This is a genomic window from Lactobacillus sp. ESL0785 (genome assembly GCF_029395455.1).
Lineage (GTDB): Bacteria > Bacillota > Bacilli > Lactobacillales > Lactobacillaceae > Lactobacillus.
This window is the reverse complement of the sequence record NZ_CP113916.1, coordinates 415057-432501: the sequence shown is the minus strand read 5'-3', so window position 1 is coordinate 432501 and position 17445 is coordinate 415057. Positions and strand designations below refer to the sequence as shown.

The following is a 17445-nucleotide window of genomic DNA, read 5'->3' as shown; positions in this document are numbered from 1 at the left end:
CCCTAGTGCTTATATTTACTAAAATGCGGATGATTTCCGTTTTTATGAAAACCACCATGTCCATTACGACTATTACCATTATGTCCGCCGCGATGACCATGATCATTGTGAAAGCCGCGATTGCCGCGCCGCCGGTTATTGTTACCACGGCTATTATGTGGATGCTTCGGTGCGTTAGGATCATAGACTTCAAAATCTAACTGATGTTGTTCAACATTAGCATTAATTAAGGTTACCTTGATTGGCATCCCTACTCGATATTGTTTGTGCGTACCACGCCCAGTTAAAGTTAAACTCTTTTCGTTAAAACTATAAAAGTCATCAGTTAAATTCGAAATATGAACTAAGCCTTCAACGGTATTCGGTAGTTGAATAAACATTCCAAAACTTGTAACAGATGAAACTACCGCATCAAAATGTTGCCCCACTTGATCGGCCATATACTCAGTCATCTTTAAATCATTAACTTCACGCTCAGTATCAACAGAAACTCGTTCTTGTGTTGAAGTTTGATCAGCTACATCTGGCAAATAATTAGCAAAATGTTGCTGCACTTCTTTACCAGTTCCTTGGTCACTATACGCATGAATCATGCGGTGCACCATTAAATCAGAATACCGTCTAATTGGTGAAGTAAAGTGAGTATAGAACTTAGCAGCTAACCCAAAGTGACCCAGTGCTTCTTCAGAATAATGGGCTTGCTTCAAACTACGCAGCATCATCATCTGCACAACAGCTTCTTCAGGAGTGTCCATTGTCTTAGCAACAACCTTCTGCAAATCAATCGGCTTTACATGATTAGGATCAGCTTTAATATTCAAACCAAAGGCACTACAAAATTCAAAGAAGCTCTTAATTCTTTCACCATCTGGAGTTTCGTGAACTCGATACAAAAAGGGAACATGCTTTTTGAAAAAATCTTCAGCAACTGTTTCATTGGCAATTAACATGAATGACTCAATCATTTTTTCGGCAGTACCACGATCATGTAAAACAATATCAGTTGGTTTACCCTGCTCATCAACGACAATTTTAGCTTCTGGTTCTTCAAAGTCAATTGCCCCACGCTCATGGCGCTTTTTGTATAAAGCATTATGCAATTCTGCCATGTCTTGCAACATTGGCCGCAATTTAATGTATTTTTCTTCTAATTGTTCAGTGTTATTTGGATCAAGGGCCTTATTAACATTATTATAAGTTAAACGTCCATGCGACCGCATTACCGACGGATGAATCCGGTAATTAACCCGATCGCCTGCTGGCGTAATTTCCATTTCACAAGATAAAACTAACCGATCTTGGCCCTCATTCAATGAACAAATTCCGTTAGATAATCGAAACGGTAGCATTGGAATTACGCGGTCAACTAAGTATGTACTATTACCTCGAGCAAAAGCTTCTTCATCAAGTGGTGTTTTTTCTGTCACATAGTGAGAAACATCGGCAATATGAACGCCCAAATGATAATTACCATTAGGTAATTTCCATAAAACAACGGCATCATCAAAGTCCTTAGAATCATCGCCGTCAATAGTAACTGCCGGTTGAGCCGTAATATCCTCACGATTAGCACGCTCTTGCGCTTCAATATGGTCTGGAATAGCATTGGCCTGCGCCATCGTATCTTCTGGCCATTCTGTCCGTACATCATGAGCGGATACAATTGACATAATATCAACACCGGGATCGTTCTTATTACCAATAATATCAATAACTAATCCTGCCATTGAATCAGGGTTATCCTTACTTGGATAATTAGCAATGGTGACTTTAACCATATCACCCATTTGCGGTCTTAAACCATCTTCACCGACATAAACACGGTACTTATGCAGCTTTTTATTGGTACTCAAAACATAGCCAACAAAATGACTTATTTTTACCTGCGCATCAGTTAAAGGATGAAATTCCCCAACCAAGGTCTCGAGACTACGCTCAATGATTTCCTCAACTTGACCTTCTGGTCCCTTACCATTCCATGGATTACCACCAGCTGTAATTTTAACGCGAACCTTATCACCATCAATTGCATAGGCGGTATAATCACTAGCAACAAAAATATCATCAGTCTCTTCATCTTCTAATTTTACAAAGCCAAACCCCTTATCATTAGCCTTGAAAGTCCCTTCAACTTCAGTATTTTCCTGTGCCAATTGATAATGACCATTACCATCGGTAATAATCTTTTTTTCTTGTTCCAAAAAAGAAAGAGCCTTAACAATATCTGAAAAACTGCCTAGACGATCTCGCCGCAACATTCGATCAATCTGCTCTACTTGATATTGACTTTTGGGATTACGGCGAAAGATTTCTAAAACATTAGCTAAGATCTTTTCATTTTGTGCCATGCACTAATCTCCGTTTCTTATTTAAAAATATAAAAAAATTCCTCCCATCGTTTGATCGGGAGGAACTATCACTTACTTTGAAGACAAATAAGCTAATATGATAGCAAAAGCGAAAAAGAGAACCAGCAAAACGGCCGTTACTTTTTCCATAAATGCTTCAAAACCACGTTTCTTCGTTTGGCCACTAAAAACTGCGCCGCCTGACAAGGCATTCAATGCATCCTGTTGCTTCTGCGGCTGCATCATTGTCGCAATCACGATTAAAATCGAGACAATAATTAGTAGCGTCATAAATAAATTGTACAATGCGCTGCCTCCAATATCCAGATACGATTATTCATCAATTTTATCATAAAAGTCGACTTTTTTCGAGTATTTATTTTTTAAGTTCTGGTGCATCTGTCTTAAATTTAGACTGCGTTGATTTCCGATGATTCTGATACCACAAAGATGATTTAACAGGTTTAAACAGCTTCTTTAAGGCTTTGTCCTTGTTATAGTCATAATCACGTGCCTTAACCTTTTTAAACCACTTTGGCTTGTAAAAGCGCAGCAAATTACCATCAATTACACGATCAGATAAAGATAACTGCGTCGTTACCTTGTTGGAAATTGCCGTTAACTTCAATTTGAGTTTTTTATTCGGCGCAACAAGTTCTGTTCCTGTCTTAGTATCATAATAAGTACCACTGACCTTAGCATATTGCGGTGTGATAAAGTCGCCATTACGCTGGGCGACAATCTGTGGTGCCTTATTACTTAATAAATCATGGCCAAACTGAATAGTACCTTGATTATTAATTCCCAATAAATTAAGCAGCGTCGGTAAAACATCAATTTCGCCGCCATAAGTCTTCCTAATGCCGCCTTTAAGGCCTGCCATATGAAACATTAATGGCACCCGTTGAAACTTCAAATTATCAAAATCCGTAAATTCATCCTGCTTCAGCAATTGTGCACTTGCCTTGTGGTGATTACCTGAAATACCGTAATGATCGCCATACAATACAACTAAAGTTTTTTTATCAAGTCCTGTTTTCTTCAGCCAATGCATTAACTCACCAATTGCTTGATCCAAATAATGAGCTGTCTGCACATAGCCGTCAACAGTTTCATCCCCAGTATCTGTCTTTGCAATTGTTTGGTTTTTCTTATCAATGTCATAGGGATAATGGTTAGTTACCGTAATCAGCTTTAAATAAAATGGCTGCGGTAAACGTTCAATATACTTAATTGACTGATCAAAAAAGATTTTATCTTTCAAGCCATAGCCAACATAATATTTCGGCTTATTTTGATAATAAGATAATGGCATAAAATACTGATAGCCAAATTGCTTATAGGCATTATTACGATTCCAAAATGAACCAGCGCCACCGTGCATGACCGCAGTTGTATAGCCAGCCCGCTGATTTAAAATCGCTGGTGCACTTTCAAACGTGTTCGACGTGCCGTAACTCGACATTGCAGAGCCTGATTGCAAACCATAAAGCGAATTTTCCAACATCATTTCAGCATCAGATGTCTTACCTTGACCGACTTGATTATAAAAGTTAGCAAAACTCAAAGTATCTTTAGCATGATATAACTTACTTAGGTTAGGCGTAACTGCCTTTCCCTTCCATTTATACCCAATCAAAAATTGCTGAAAACTTTCTAAGTGAATAACTAGGACATTTTTCCCCTTAGCTACACCAGTATATTGCGGATTCGGCTTAACATAATTTGCCTGCAGATATTTTTGCACCGAACTCAAATCCGAAACATTTGCTTTAGCCATCTGGGCACTTGTCTGTGCAGTCTTAAAGCCATCATAGACAGCATAATCGTTCATCCCCAGATACTTAACAATATAATTATTATCAAACGTCCGCGTCAATAAACCCGAACGGTCTTTTTGTGCCATTAATACGTTAAGACCAATTAAAACTACGGCTAATCCTTCTAATAATAGATTGAATTTCAACTTAAATGGTCGTAAGTCATACTTAATAATGCCACTACAAAGTAAACAAATAATCGCACCTACATCAATAAACGTTAGAAAGTCAGTAGCGTGTGTAATCCCAACAATACTTTTACCAAGATTATCTGCAGTTGAACCCGAAGTCTTAATAATTGATAACGATAAAAAATTTGAAAACTCACGGTAATACAAAATGTTAGCAAATAACCATAAGCTCAGTACAAAATCAATTGCAATAACAATCCAATACGATTTGCGGCCCTTAAAGAATAAACCAATTCCTAATAGAAGCAAGCCTGCTGGTAATGGATTAAGTAAGAGTAAAAAATTTTGAGTTGCTCCTACTGCTCCCAAATTAAATTTTGTTAAATAGATTGCGTATGTTTTCAGCCAAAAAGTCACTAAAACAATAGTGAAAAAGCCTAATTTGGTTCCTGTCAACCTTTGCAAAAAAGACTTGATCCGTGTCATTTCCTTCTCCTCTCACCACGTTAATATACTACGCTAAAGCGAAATTAAACATAGTGATTTTAGCAAAAATTAATCATTTGCCGGACTAATAATTTTTTGTGGTTTAAATATCCAACCGAAAATTCCTAGAATCATCCCAAAGAAATACGTCACAAACCGCCACAAAAACATCCCTAAAACCAAGGTCCCATTAGTTGAAATAAAAGTAGCAAAGAGCGTCTGAAAACTGTATTCAGCACCACCTGAAGCTCCTGGAATCGGAATAATTGCCATAAACATAATAATCATAATATTCATTTGCGTTACACTAGCCCAGTTAGCTGGTACATTCAAGGTTACTAATACCAGATACGGAATTGAATAAAAACAAAGCAACTGTAAAATCGTAAACACACCACTTAAAAGCAGCTTGGTTTTTTCTTTTTTTAATTTTTGACTTTCACGATAAAAAGTATCAATTTTAACCATTGTCGCTTGCCGCCAAACAGCGACACGTTGCGGATTAATCACTTTTGCCAGCAGATTCATTAACCAATCAGCTGCTTTTTTAGTCCAATTATAAGCAAATAAAATCGCTAGTAAAAAAATGATCGAGCTAACATGAATTAAAAAGCCAATTGCAATAAAAAATGCAAGTCCGGCAAATTTAGTTACGACCATATGAAACCCGCTGATAATGGTCACAACATAAGCTAAAAATACTACTATTTGATAAATAATAAATTTCATCAGCAATAGTGATGTTGCACGACCACCTTCAATACCCATTTGTACCATAGCCGCTAATTGTGATGGCTGTCCACCCGTCGACATTGGTGTGATGGCATTAAATAAGGCTTGAATAAGTGGAATCCTCATAAATGACCATTTTGAACGCTTAGGCTCATTCTTTCTATGTGCTAAGACTGCCAAAATACTTGCTTCAAAAACATAAGATAATAACATTAAACCAAAAACAGCAATTAAACTCCAAAGATTGATTTTCTTTGCTGCCGCTAAAAGTTGTGCTACTGGCGTTTCTTTTAAGTCAACAAACAAAACACCGCTGCTGATTGCTAAGACAATAAGTATTCCCCACAAATGTTTTTTATTCATCAGTGGATCTGCCCCATTCTTTTACCAATTTCATATTGTTCATGATAAAAATTATTCCAAATTTGTGCCAAATGCTCCTCAGAATACTTTTGACTAGCTAAATTAGACAAATTTTGGTACTTATTCAGCAATTCCTTGTCATTAACTATTCTTTGCAGCTGGGCATTCATCGCCTCAAAATCAGGCCCACTAAGATAGTAGCCACTAATAATAGCCTGATATAAATCCAAATCTCGCAACAAAACTGGTGTACCACAGCTAAAGGCTTCGAGCACAGACATCGGGAACAACTCATCATAAGACGGCAAAACGAATAAATCTGCAATATTGAGGTAGTCAACTAATTCTGCACGCTCAATAATTCCCGTAAATTTAAGGTTTGCTGGTGGATTATCAACTAATTTTTTAAAATGATCATACCCATCCGTGATTTTTCCAAAAGAGAAACCACCAGCCCAAATAAATTGAATATCAGGATTAGCTGTAGCCATTTTAACAAAATCATCAACACCCTTACGAGCTTGTACCTGACCGTCGCCAAAGACAACAAATTTGTCTAGCGGTATCCCCAATTGATGACGAAACGCATTTTTCTTCTCTTGCCGCTCAGGATAAAATTCCGTCTTCGAAACAAAATTGGGAATATATTTTACTCGGTCACGTTTAATGCCATACTTAACCAATTTATCAATAAAAATTGGATTAACAACAACAATTTGATCCATTCGCTTATAAAAATCAATTACATACTTGTAAAAAACTTTTTTAGCAAAACCGGGTAACTTAATTGAACCTTCCAAAGTTTCCGGCAAAAAATGCACGTAGCCAATTTTACGACCACGACTCGGTGAAAAGCTATTAGCAAAATACGTGGGATTAATCGTATGGTAATGCGTTAAATCACTTGCACCATACTTATTATTGGTCACATAAAACTCATCAACTAAGCGTGTCCTAAGTAAGCCAATTAATTCGTTATAGGCTGAGCCAACACCCTGGCCTTTAACTGAAGCAGCTTGAGAGAACATATTTATTCTAATCATTAGATTCCTCTTTATAGTTATCAATTACTTCCTGGTAAAACTGATGAACACTCCTACCAAAATGTTCGGCTGAAATTTGGTCAAGTTTAGCAGTCAATTTTTCTTTAGGAATTGTGTATTGTCCCTGCCGCAAATAACCTAGAATATCTGTCAGCATCTCACTTGGCTGAGTAAACACTTGACCAAAATCAGGATCATCAAAAACGTGTTCAGTATAATCCGTATCATAAACAACACACTTGGTTCCAGCAGCCAAGGCTTCAATGTAAGTCAAGCCCTGCGTTTCCGTATCACTAGCAGATACAAAAAGATTGGCCATTCGATAATAAGCACCCACATCTTCATGCAAAACATTACCGGCAAAAATAACATAATCTTCGAGAGTTAGACGTTCAACTTGCTGTTTGAGATCATCAACATCTGGACCATCGCCAGCGATTACTAAGCGTACCGTTGGAAATTCATCAATGATTTCAGGCATTGCATTCAATATCCGGTCAATTTTTTTCTCACTTGCAATGCGACTGAGCGTTAATAGAACGGGAGCGTCTTTAGCAATTCCAAGTTCTTGACGAACATCATGAATTGCCGCTTGATTCATTTCTTTAATGTCCACACCAGTCGGAATTACGCGCATAGGTATACTTACACCATAGCGGTACAAAAGAGCTTCTACGCGCTTACTTGGGGCAATTACACCGTCCATATTTTTAAGAAAAACATTGGTAAATTGCTTAACGTGATATGGCCGCAGTAAATGGCCATTCAGAACATAATGCAGATAATCTTCATACATTGTGTGATAGGTATGAATTGCCGGAATTTTAAGTTGATGGGCAACATACTTACCAATCATTCCTAATGCAAATTCAGTTTGTGTATGAACAACATCTAGCTTAACCTCACGAGCAACCTTAGTTGCTTCAAAAAAGCCGCGAAAGGCCACTCGACGAGCAGTAAATGAAATAAACGGTACACTGCTAAAACGAAAGACATTAGCTTCAACTGTCCCTTTTTTGACATGTGGATCAGTCGTTGTAAAAATAAAAACATTATGCCCCTCTGCTTCAAGGGCATCCTTAAGCGTTTTAATCGATGTTGCCACACCACTAATTTGTGGAAAATATGTATCGGTAAAAATACCAATATTCATCTGAATACCTCCGTATACTGGTATTATAAAGATTATGCATTGCATGTGCAATTATTATAAGAAAAATTATTATTTATAAAACAAAAAAACAACTCCCGTTAGGAGCTGTTTCTAATAATAGCGGTGATCGGGGTCGAACCGATACGTCCGAAAAGGACACCAGATTTTGAGTCTGACGCGTCTGCCAATTCCGCCACACCGCCATAATATTAAATTATTAATTAATAGTCCGTGCAATGAACCAAAAGGCGGGGATCGGATTTGAACCGACGATTAAGGTTTTGCAGACCTCTGCCTTACCACTTGGCTACACCGCCATTAGCTATTTTAATAATAGATTGGGATAGCTGGATTCGAACCAGCGCATAATAGAGTCAAAGTCTAGTGCCTTACCGCTTGGCTATATCCCAATGCTAGGGCGGAATATGGGATTCGAACCCATGTATGCCGGATCCACAAACCGGTGTGTTAACCCCTTCACCAATTCCGCCATGAAGGTAAACAGGGATAGTAGGAATTGAACCCACACTAGCGGTTTTGGAGACCGATGTACTACCTTTATACGATATCCCTATTATGGAGGAGGGTGGATTCGAACCGCCGAACTCAGAGAGAGCGGTTTTACAGACCGCCGCGTTTAGCCACTTCGCTACTCCTCCAGGCTGATGGCGCGGGACGGAATCGAACCGCCGACACAAGGAGCTTCAATCCTTTGCTCTACCAACTGAGCTACCGAGCCATCTTACGGTCCATATCAGATTTGAACTGATGATCTTCTCCGTGACAGGGAGACGAGATAAACCACTGCTCCAATGGACCATATTGCGGGAGATGGATTTGAACCACCGACCTTCGGGTTATGAGCCCGACGAGCTACCTAACTGCTCCATCCCGCGATGTTATTAAAGGAGGATGTGGGATTTGAACCCACGCACGAGAAACCCGTCTAACGGTTTTCAAAACCGTCCCCTTAAGCCACTTGGGTAATCCTCCAAAATGTAAAAAATACCAAAACTTGTTGGCAATGACCCGTACGGGATTTGAACCCATGTTACCGCCGTGAAAGGGCGATGTCTTAACCGCTTGACCAACGGGTCATATTCTTTTCTTCTTACAACATAAGACGCTTAATTATAATACCTAATATTGTCTGAAAAGTCAACTATTTTATTTTGTAAATTCAAGTGTTGCATTACATACCTGAATCACAACGTTATTAATAATACAGGATTACACCGAATCTTGCAAGACTTTTATATAAAAAAGTTTGCTTTTTTGTATAACAGTTATCTAACCATTGATATTTCAACCTTTTATCTATCAAGTAAATGGAAGTTTTATTCTAAAAACTACCTAAGTTTGCTATATTATACTTACTCTGCAAACAAATTTTTACTTATGTGAACTAATCTTGAACCTAAAATAAAAATCACTCTTCAGTATAACGAGTAGTCAAGAATAACTTGAAAGTTATCAGAAAATATATAAACCTTATTTTGACGACTGCTGAATAATAACGTTAGCCAGTAAATACTAATCTGAATTTTTGAAAATACATTATACCAAATAAAACACTTTAAGAATTAATACTCAAAGTGTTTCTAAAATAATATTCAATTAACGGAGACTGAGGGATTCGAACTCTCGCACCGGAATAACCCGATCTACACCCTTAGCAGGGGCGCCTCTTCAGCCACTTGAGTAAGTCTCCAATGGGCCTAAATGGACTTGAACCATCGACCTCACGCTTATCAGGCGTGCGCTCTAACCAGCTGAGCTATAGGCCCATTAAGCGGGTAACGAGAATCGGACTCGCGACTAAAGCTTGGAAGGCTTTCGTTTTACCACTAAACCATACCCGCACAAATATGTAAAATAATGGCGCGGGACGGAATCGAACCGCCGACACAAGGAGCTTCAATCCTTTGCTCTACCAACTGAGCTACCGAGCCATCTTACGGTCCATATCAGATTTGAACTGATGATCTTCTCCGTGACAGGGAGACGAGATAAACCACTGCTCCAATGGACCATATTGCGGGAGATGGATTTGAACCACCGACCTTCGGGTTATGAGCCCGACGAGCTACCTAACTGCTCCATCCCGCGATGTTATTAAAATAAAAAGTACAAAATCCAAATTATGGACCTTGTAGGACTCGAACCTACGACAGGACGGTTATGAGCCGTCTGCTCTAACCAACTGAGCTAAAGGTCCAAGCTCTAGCAATAGCGGCGGGGGGGATCGAACCCTCGACCTCCCGGGTATGAACCGGACGCTCTAGCCAGCTGAGCTACACCGCCAAGAAGTAATCACAAAAAACATAAGATTACAAATCGGGAAGACAGGATTCGAACCTGCGACCCCCTGGTCCCAAACCAGGTGCTCTACCAAACTGAGCCACTTCCCGTTTATGCATGCGCCCTGAAGGATTTGAACCTTCAACCTTCTGATTCGTAGTCAGACACTCTATCCAGTTGCGCTAAGGGCGCGTCATTATATGCCGAGGACCGGAGTCGAACCGGTACGGTTGAAACCAACCGCGGGATTTTAAGTCCCGTGCGTCTGCCAATTCCGCCACCCCGGCAAGTAATGAAGCGGAAGACGGGATTCGAACCCGCGACCCCCACCATGGCAAGGTGATGTTCTACCACTGAACTACTTCCGCGTAATATATAAATGCCGATTATACGATTTGAACGTACGACCCCCTGTTTACAAGACAGATGCTCTACCAACTGAGCTAAATCGGCATGATGTAAATATGGTAACTATATTGGCCAATACGGGTGGTGGGACTTGAACCCACACGTCCGAAAACACTAGAACCTAAATCTAGCGCGTCTGCCAATTCCGCCACACCCGCAAAATGGGGTCATGAGTCGTGACGGGCTTGAACCGTCGACCCTCTGATTAAAAGTCAGATGCTCTACCGACTGAGCTAACGACTCGGTATGGAGGATACAGGGCTCGAACCTGTGACCTCCTGCTTGTAAGGCAGATGCTCTCCCAGCTGAGCTAATCCTCCAAAGCACGGCAGCGTCCTACCCTCGCAGGCAGTCTCCCACCAACTACTCTCGGCGTGAAGAAGCTTAACTGCTGTGTTCGGCATGGTTACAGGTGTTTCCTTCTTGCTATTGCCACCGTACTTTTTCTGTTTGAGTTCTTACACTCAAAACTAAATATAATCTCTTAAAAAAAACTTACTTACAATCCCAGATTGCTCAAGCTCTGGTCAAGTCCTCGACTGATTAGTACTAGTCCGCTCCAAGTCTCACGACTCTTCCACTCCTAGCCTATCTACCTCTTAGTCTTTGAGGTGTCTTACTACTTTCGTATGGGAAATCTCATCTTGAGGGGGGCTTCGCACTTAGATGCTTTCAGCGCTTATCCCTGCCATACTTAGCTACCCAGCTATGCCTTTGGCAAGACAACTGGTACACCAGCGGTATGTCCATCCCGGTCCTCTCGTACTAAGGACAGCTCCTCTCAAATTTCCAACGCCCACGACGGATAGGGACCGAACTGTCTCACGACGTTCTGAACCCAGCTCGCGTGCCGCTTTAATGGGCGAACAGCCCAACCCTTGGGACCTACTTCAGCCCCAGGATGCGACGAGCCGACATCGAGGTGCCAAACCTCCCCGTCGATGTGAACTCTTGGGGGAGATAAGCCTGTTATCCCCAGGGTAGCTTTTATCCGTTGAGTGATGGCCCTTCCATGCGGTACCACCAGATCACTAAGCCCGACTTTCGTCCCTGCTCGAGTTGTCTCTCTCGCAGTCAAGCTCCCTTATACCTTTACACTCTGTGAATGATTTCCAACCATTCTGAGGGAACCTTTGGGCGCCTCCGTTACTCTTTAGGAGGCGACCGCCCCAGTCAAACTGTCCATCTGACACTGTCCTATATCTCGCTTAGAGATATTAGTTAGAGCAGCCATCAAACAAGGGTAGTATCCCAACATTGCCTCTGATAAGACTAGCGTCCTATCTTCTCTGGCTCCTACCTATCCTGTACATGTTTAACAGCTACTCAATATCAAATTGCAGTAAAGCTCCATGGGGTCTTTCCGTCCTGTCGCGGGTAACCCGCATCTTCACGGGTATTATAATTTCACCGAGTCTCTCGTTGAGACAGTGCCCAAATCATTACACCTTTCGTGCAGGTCGGAACTTACCCGACAAGGAATTTCGCTACCTTAGGACCGTTATAGTTACGGCCGCCGTTTACTGGGGCTTCAGTTCGAACCTTCGTCTTACGACTAAGCTCTCTCCTTAACCTTCCAGCACCGGGCAGGTGTCAGCACCTATACGTCGTCTTACGACTTTGCAGATACCTGTGTTTTTGATAAACAGTTGTTTGGGCCTATTCACTGCGGCTGGCTCTTACACCAGCACCCCTTCTTCCGAAGTTACGGGGCGATTTTGCCGAGTTCCTTAACGAGAGTTCTCTCGCTCACCTTAGTGTTCTCCACTCGACTACCTGTGTCGGTTTGCGGTACGGGTACGTTAGCTCTCACTAGAAGCTTTTCTTGGCAGTGTGACTTCCAAACCTTCGCTACTTTAATTTCGCTCCTCATCACGACTCATGATTATTAAAAGCAAGCATTTAACTCACTCTCTCACTTATCGCTTGAACATGGCTTCCAGCGCCATGCGTTCTTTGCCTCCTGCGTCCCTCCTTCGTTTTTAACGATCTAACGCAGTACAGGAATCTCTACCTGTTGTCCATCGGCTACGCCTTTCGGCCTTACCTTAGGTCCCGACTTACCCTGGGCGGACGAGCCTGCCCCAGGAAACCTTAGTCTTTCGGCGGATAGGATTCTCACCTATCTTGCGCTACTCATACCGGCATTCTCACTTCTAAACGCTCCAACTATCCTCTCGATTAGCCTTCACCGCATTTAGAACGCTCTCCTACCACGTGTATTACTACACATCCACAGTTTCGGTACTATGCTTAGCCCCGGTAAATTTTCGGCGCAGCGTCACTCGACTAGTGAGCTATTACGCACTCTTTTAATGATGGCTGCTTCTAAGCCAACATCCTAGTTGTCTACGCAACTCCACATCCTTTTCCACTTAGCATAGATTTTGGGACCTTAACTGGTGATCTGGGCTGTTTCCCTTTCGACTACGGATCTTATCACTCGCAGTCTGACTCCAGTGCTTTGATATCTGGAATTCGCAGTTTATCTGAATTCAGTAACCCCTGACGGGCCCTTCGTCCAAACAGAGCTCTACCTCCATTATCATCCTCGCACCAGGCTAGCCCTAAAGCTATTTCGGAGAGAACCAGCTATCTCCAAGTTCGTTTGGAATTTCACCGCTACCCACAGCTCATCCCCGCAATTTTTAACTTACGTGGGTTCGGTCCTCCAGTGCGTTTTACCGCACCTTCAACCTGGCCATGGGTAGGTCACTTGGTTTCGGGTCTACATCAACTAACTATCTCGCCCTATTCAGACTCGCTTTCGCTACGGCTCCGTCTTTTCTGACTTAACCTCGCTAGTTAACGTAACTCGCCGGTTCATTCTACAAAAGGCACGCCATCACCCTTTAATGGGCTCTGACTACTTGTAGGCACACGGTTTCAGGTTCTCTTTCACTCCCCTTCCGGGGTTCTTTTCACCTTTCCCTCACGGTACTGGTTCACTATCGGTCACAATTTAGTATTTAGCCTTGCGAGATGGTCCTCGCTGCTTCAACCGGAATTCCTCGTGTTCCGGCCTACTCAGGATTCTGCTCAGCGTACTTTCAATTTCGCTTACGGGGCTCTCACCCTCTCTGGCTTATCTTCCCAGATAATTCTGCTATCTCCTGTACTACCTTCTTGCAGTCCTACAACCCCAATTGATAAATCAACTGGTTTGGGCTCTTTCCTCTTCGCTCGCCGCTACTAGGGAAATCGATTTTTCTTTCTCTTCCTGCAGCTACTTAGATGTTTCAGTTCACTGCGTCTTGCCCTAACTGACTATCTATTCATCAGCTAGTAATATGATCTCTCATACTGGGTTCCCCCATTCGGATACCTCCGGATCTCTGCGTACTTACCGCTCCCCGAAGCATTTCGCTGTTTGTCACGTCCTTCTTCGCCTTATTGTGCCTAGGCATTCACCGTGCGCCCTTCTTTTCTTGACCTTACTCAAGATACTCTCTCGGTCGCTCTTGCAATCTGTTTCTTTTCTTCAATGATTGTGTCTCGGTTTTTTTCTTGGATTATATTCAGTTTTCAATGTACTAACTCTTTTTGAGGTACTACCCTCAAAACTAAACAATGTTCGCGCCTTTCGTGTGCTTCCGTTGCTCCTAGGCTTCCTCTAGTATCTCTACTCTCCACCTATTCGCTCTTCCTTAGAAAGGAGGTGATCCAGCCGCAGGTTCTCCTACGGCTACCTTGTTACGACTTCACCCTAATCATCTGTCCTACCTTAGACGGCTGACTCCCCGAAGGGTTATCCTACCGGCTTTGGGTATTACAGACTCTCATGGTGTGACGGGCGGTGTGTACAAGGCCCGGGAACGTATTCACCGCGGCGTTCTGATCCGCGATTACTAGCGATTCCAGCTTCATGCACTCGAGTTGCAGAGTGCAATCCGAACTGAGATTAGCTTTAAGAGATTCGCTTGCCTTCACAGGTTCGCTCCTCGTTGTACTAACCATTGTAGCACGTGTGTAGCCCAGGTCATAAGGGGCATGATGACTTGACGTCGTCCCCACCTTCCTCCGGTTTGTCACCGGCAGTCTCATTAGAGTGCCCAACTTAATGCTGGCAACTAATAATAAGGGTTGCGCTCGTTGCGGGACTTAACCCAACATCTCACGACACGAGCTGACGACAGCCATGCACCACCTGTCTTAGTGTCTCCGAAGAGAACTTCATATCTCTATGAATTGCACTAGATGTCAAGACCTGGTAAGGTTCTTCGCGTTGCTTCGAATTAAACCACATGCTCCACCGCTTGTGCGGGCCCCCGTCAATTCCTTTGAGTTTTAACCTTGCGGTCGTACTCCCCAGGCGGAGTGCTTAATGCGTTAGCTGCAGCACTGAGAGGCGGAAACCTCCCAACACTTAGCACTCATCGTTTACGGCATGGACTACCAGGGTATCTAATCCTGTTCGCTACCCATGCTTTCGAACCTCAGCGTCAGTTACAGACCAGAGAGCCGCCTTCGCCACTGGTGTTCTTCCATATATCTACGCATTCCACCGCTACACATGGAGTTCCACTCTCCTCTTCTGCACTCAAGAAAGGCAGTTTCAGATGCAATTCCCCGGTTGAGCCGAGGGCTTTCACATCTGACTTGTCTTCCCGCCTGCGTTCGCTTTACGCCCAATAAATCCGGACAACGCTTGCCACCTACGTATTACCGCGGCTGCTGGCACGTAGTTAGCCGTGACTTTCTGGTTGATTACCGTCAAATAGATAACAGTTACTCTATCTATCCTTCTTCACCAACAACAGAGCTTTACGATCCGAAAACCTTCTTCACTCACGCGGCGTTGCTCCATCAGACTTGCGTCCATTGTGGAAGATTCCCTACTGCTGCCTCCCGTAGGAGTTTGGGCCGTGTCTCAGTCCCAATGTGGCCGTTCAGTCTCTCAACTCGGCTATGCATCATCGCCTTGGTAAGCCATTACCTTACCAACTAGCTAATGCACCGCGGGTCCATCCTCTAGTGACAGCTCGAAAGCCGCCTTTCATAGCTAGATCATGCGATCTTACTTCTTATTCGGTATTAGCATCTGTTTCCAAATGGTATCCCAATCTAGAGGGCAGGTTACCCACGTGTTACTCACCCATCCGCCGCTCGCGCTTTTATCTTCCTACCCGAAGGTATTCTGTTAAAATTGCTCGCTCGACTTGCATGTATTAGGCACGCCGCCAGCGTTCGTCCTGAGCCAGGATCAAACTCTCATTTTTAAATGTTTGTTTGAATGTTTGCTCATTCGTTCCAAGATTTGCATCTCGGATTTATTTGCTTGCGAAATTGACTTCGCTTTTTTGTTTTGGGTTCTTACACCCGCACACTTTTTGCGAAAACATTGTTCAGTTTTCAAGGTACTACCCGCTGATGCATTAGCTGCACCAGCGCTTTTTTATTTTAACAGAAGCAATTTCTTTTGTCAAGAACTTTCTTCTGCAACGCTCTTGATGAATTCTCGCTTCACTCAACAGCGTTTATTATCTTACTAAACCTTTCACTCTTTGTCAACTGCTTAGCTTGATCTTTTTTCGCCGCCTCTGACTCTCAAGCCTTTCGCTCTCTTGCCCGACGACAGTTATTAATACTACCAACTTACTCTCTCTTTTGCAAGCTTTTTTTGCAAATTATTAAAATGACTTACTTCTAATTTCATGGTAAAGTTGTTATATCAACGTTTTGAGGGGAGTTTTTAAAATAAAAAAATTTGACATTGCAATCATCGGCGCAGGTCCAATTGGACTTTTTGCTGCTAATTTTGCTCATTTACATGGTCTAAAAACAATTGTATTCGATTCATTAGAGGAGGTGGGCGGCCAACCTAAATTACTTTATCCATTCAAAAAGATTTTTGACATTCCCGTTTTTGCCTCAATTACGGGTCGGAATTTAATTACACAGTTAAAGTTGCAAGCTGAAAAAAATGCTTCTTTTTCTTTAAATCATCGTGTAAGTGAAATTAATCATGACGATGATCATTTCCTAATTGACCATGAATTTCTTGTTAAAAGCGTTATTATTGCTACAGGAACCGGCTCATTTTCACCTAAAAAATTTCCACTTAAGATGGATAAAGAGCAAACTAAGCACGTTCACTACTATATAAGAGAGCCTAAAAAATTCGCCAAGCAAACAATAGGAGTTTTTGGCGGTGGTGATTCAGCACTCGATTGGGCACTAGAATTAGCTCAGCAGCCGGACACACAAATCAAACTAATCCATCGACGAAACGAATTTCGCGGTTTAGAAGGTAGTCTAACGCAACTAAAAAGTTTAAAAAATGTTGAAATTCTAACGCCTTATCTTCCTAAAACCTTACAATTAGTGAATAATCAGCTAAGCATCGGCTTAAAACAAGTCGGCACAACAACTATTAATCAGCAAATTTTTGACCAAATTGTTGTTGCCTATGGTTTTCGCGCTAATAATAACTTTGTTCGCAAGTGGGGCGTTAATCTATCTGGAGGACAAATTACAGTCTCTAGTGAAATGAAAACTAACATTCCCGGTATTTACGCAATCGGTGATGCTACTACCTATCCTGGGCGCGTACCAGTGATTGGTCTTGGTTTTGGCGAAGCACAAATCGCAATTACTTCAATTATGCGGTCACTTTTCCCAGAGAAAACTTTAACCATCCACTCAACTAGCATTTAGGAG

The 17445-nt window shown here is 42.1% G+C and carries 7 protein-coding genes, 27 tRNA genes and 3 rRNA genes; 1 reads left to right on the top strand and 36 read right to left on the bottom strand.

Annotated features, from left to right (window positions below; all coding sequences use genetic code 11):
* Window positions 1-2 precede the first annotated feature (2 nt).
* The 36 genes from rnr to OZY43_RS02050 form a co-directional block, all read right to left on the bottom strand.
* On the bottom strand, window positions 3-2348 hold the full coding sequence (rnr, locus tag OZY43_RS02225) for a ribonuclease R (RefSeq protein WP_277165524.1): 2346 nt from the start codon (window positions 2346-2348) through the stop codon (window positions 3-5).
* Between the two features lie 72 nt (window positions 2349-2420).
* Window positions 2421-2654, bottom strand: a complete 234-nt coding sequence (gene secG, locus OZY43_RS02220) for a preprotein translocase subunit SecG (RefSeq protein ID WP_056970831.1) — start codon at window positions 2652-2654, stop codon at window positions 2421-2423.
* Between the two features lie 70 nt (window positions 2655-2724).
* Entirely contained in the window at window positions 2725-4785 is a 2061-nt protein-coding gene (locus OZY43_RS02215; protein WP_277165521.1) for an LTA synthase family protein, read from the bottom strand.
* Window positions 4786-4854: 69 nt separating this feature from the next.
* Entirely contained in the window at window positions 4855-5880 is a 1026-nt protein-coding gene (locus OZY43_RS02210) for a lysylphosphatidylglycerol synthase transmembrane domain-containing protein (protein ID WP_277165518.1), read from the bottom strand.
* Complete coding sequence (locus OZY43_RS02205; RefSeq protein ID WP_277165515.1) at window positions 5880-6923, bottom strand: glycosyltransferase family 4 protein; 1044 nt, start codon at window positions 6921-6923, stop codon at window positions 5880-5882. The genes OZY43_RS02210 and OZY43_RS02205 overlap by 1 nt, the downstream gene beginning before the upstream one ends.
* Entirely contained in the window at window positions 6916-8076 is a 1161-nt protein-coding gene (locus OZY43_RS02200; protein WP_277165512.1) for a glycosyltransferase family 4 protein, read from the bottom strand. Before OZY43_RS02200 ends, OZY43_RS02205 begins: the two co-directional genes overlap by 8 nt.
* Window positions 8077-8194: 118 nt before the next feature.
* Window positions 8195-8279 (bottom strand) — tRNA-Leu (locus tag OZY43_RS02195).
* A 43-nt stretch (window positions 8280-8322) separates the two neighbouring features.
* A tRNA-Cys gene (locus tag OZY43_RS02190) sits at window positions 8323-8393 on the bottom strand.
* A gap of 21 nt (window positions 8394-8414) precedes the next feature.
* Window positions 8415-8486: transfer RNA gene (locus OZY43_RS02185), tRNA-Gln, on the bottom strand.
* 7 nt (window positions 8487-8493) lie between these two features.
* Window positions 8494-8566: transfer RNA gene (locus tag OZY43_RS02180), tRNA-His, on the bottom strand.
* 12 nt (window positions 8567-8578) lie between these two features.
* Window positions 8579-8649 (bottom strand) — tRNA-Trp (locus OZY43_RS02175).
* 4 nt (window positions 8650-8653) lie between these two features.
* Window positions 8654-8735 (bottom strand) — tRNA-Tyr (locus tag OZY43_RS02170).
* 7 nt (window positions 8736-8742) lie between these two features.
* Window positions 8743-8815, bottom strand: a tRNA-Phe gene (locus OZY43_RS02165).
* 6 nt (window positions 8816-8821) lie between these two features.
* Window positions 8822-8895, bottom strand: a tRNA-Asp gene (locus tag OZY43_RS02160).
* A gap of 3 nt (window positions 8896-8898) precedes the next feature.
* Window positions 8899-8972: transfer RNA gene (locus OZY43_RS02155), tRNA-Met, on the bottom strand.
* A gap of 10 nt (window positions 8973-8982) precedes the next feature.
* A tRNA-Ser gene (locus OZY43_RS02150) sits at window positions 8983-9069 on the bottom strand.
* A 32-nt stretch (window positions 9070-9101) separates the two neighbouring features.
* Window positions 9102-9173: transfer RNA gene (locus OZY43_RS02145), tRNA-Glu, on the bottom strand.
* A gap of 524 nt (window positions 9174-9697) precedes the next feature.
* A tRNA-Ser gene (locus OZY43_RS02140) sits at window positions 9698-9787 on the bottom strand.
* Between the two features lie 2 nt (window positions 9788-9789).
* Window positions 9790-9863, bottom strand: a tRNA-Ile gene (locus tag OZY43_RS02135).
* A 4-nt stretch (window positions 9864-9867) separates the two neighbouring features.
* Window positions 9868-9938: transfer RNA gene (locus OZY43_RS02130), tRNA-Gly, on the bottom strand.
* A 17-nt stretch (window positions 9939-9955) separates the two neighbouring features.
* Window positions 9956-10028, bottom strand: a tRNA-Phe gene (locus tag OZY43_RS02125).
* Between the two features lie 6 nt (window positions 10029-10034).
* Window positions 10035-10108, bottom strand: a tRNA-Asp gene (locus OZY43_RS02120).
* Between the two features lie 3 nt (window positions 10109-10111).
* Window positions 10112-10185: transfer RNA gene (locus tag OZY43_RS02115), tRNA-Met, on the bottom strand.
* Window positions 10186-10220: 35 nt separating this feature from the next.
* Window positions 10221-10294, bottom strand: a tRNA-Ile gene (locus OZY43_RS02110).
* 12 nt (window positions 10295-10306) lie between these two features.
* Window positions 10307-10380: transfer RNA gene (locus tag OZY43_RS02105), tRNA-Met, on the bottom strand.
* Window positions 10381-10413: 33 nt separating this feature from the next.
* Window positions 10414-10487: transfer RNA gene (locus OZY43_RS02100), tRNA-Pro, on the bottom strand.
* An 8-nt stretch (window positions 10488-10495) separates the two neighbouring features.
* Window positions 10496-10569, bottom strand: a tRNA-Arg gene (locus OZY43_RS02095).
* 9 nt (window positions 10570-10578) lie between these two features.
* A tRNA-Leu gene (locus OZY43_RS02090) sits at window positions 10579-10664 on the bottom strand.
* A 9-nt stretch (window positions 10665-10673) separates the two neighbouring features.
* Window positions 10674-10745, bottom strand: a tRNA-Gly gene (locus tag OZY43_RS02085).
* Window positions 10746-10757: 12 nt separating this feature from the next.
* Window positions 10758-10830: transfer RNA gene (locus OZY43_RS02080), tRNA-Thr, on the bottom strand.
* A gap of 31 nt (window positions 10831-10861) precedes the next feature.
* Window positions 10862-10943: transfer RNA gene (locus tag OZY43_RS02075), tRNA-Leu, on the bottom strand.
* A gap of 12 nt (window positions 10944-10955) precedes the next feature.
* Window positions 10956-11028 (bottom strand) — tRNA-Lys (locus OZY43_RS02070).
* 4 nt (window positions 11029-11032) lie between these two features.
* Window positions 11033-11105, bottom strand: a tRNA-Val gene (locus OZY43_RS02065).
* A 3-nt stretch (window positions 11106-11108) separates the two neighbouring features.
* Window positions 11109-11225: ribosomal RNA gene (rrf, locus tag OZY43_RS02060) — 5S ribosomal RNA — on the bottom strand.
* An 83-nt stretch (window positions 11226-11308) separates the two neighbouring features.
* Window positions 11309-14219, bottom strand: a 23S ribosomal RNA gene (locus OZY43_RS02055).
* Between the two features lie 217 nt (window positions 14220-14436).
* A 16S ribosomal RNA gene (locus OZY43_RS02050) occupies window positions 14437-16004 on the bottom strand.
* Together the 16S, 23S and 5S rRNA genes with 16 tRNA genes alongside form the textbook arrangement of a ribosomal RNA operon.
* Window positions 16005-16464: 460 nt before the next feature.
* Here OZY43_RS02050 and OZY43_RS02045 point away from each other — a divergent pair.
* Complete coding sequence (locus OZY43_RS02045) at window positions 16465-17442, top strand: NAD(P)/FAD-dependent oxidoreductase (RefSeq protein WP_277165509.1); 978 nt, start codon at window positions 16465-16467, stop codon at window positions 17440-17442.
* Window positions 17443-17445 lie beyond the last annotated feature (3 nt).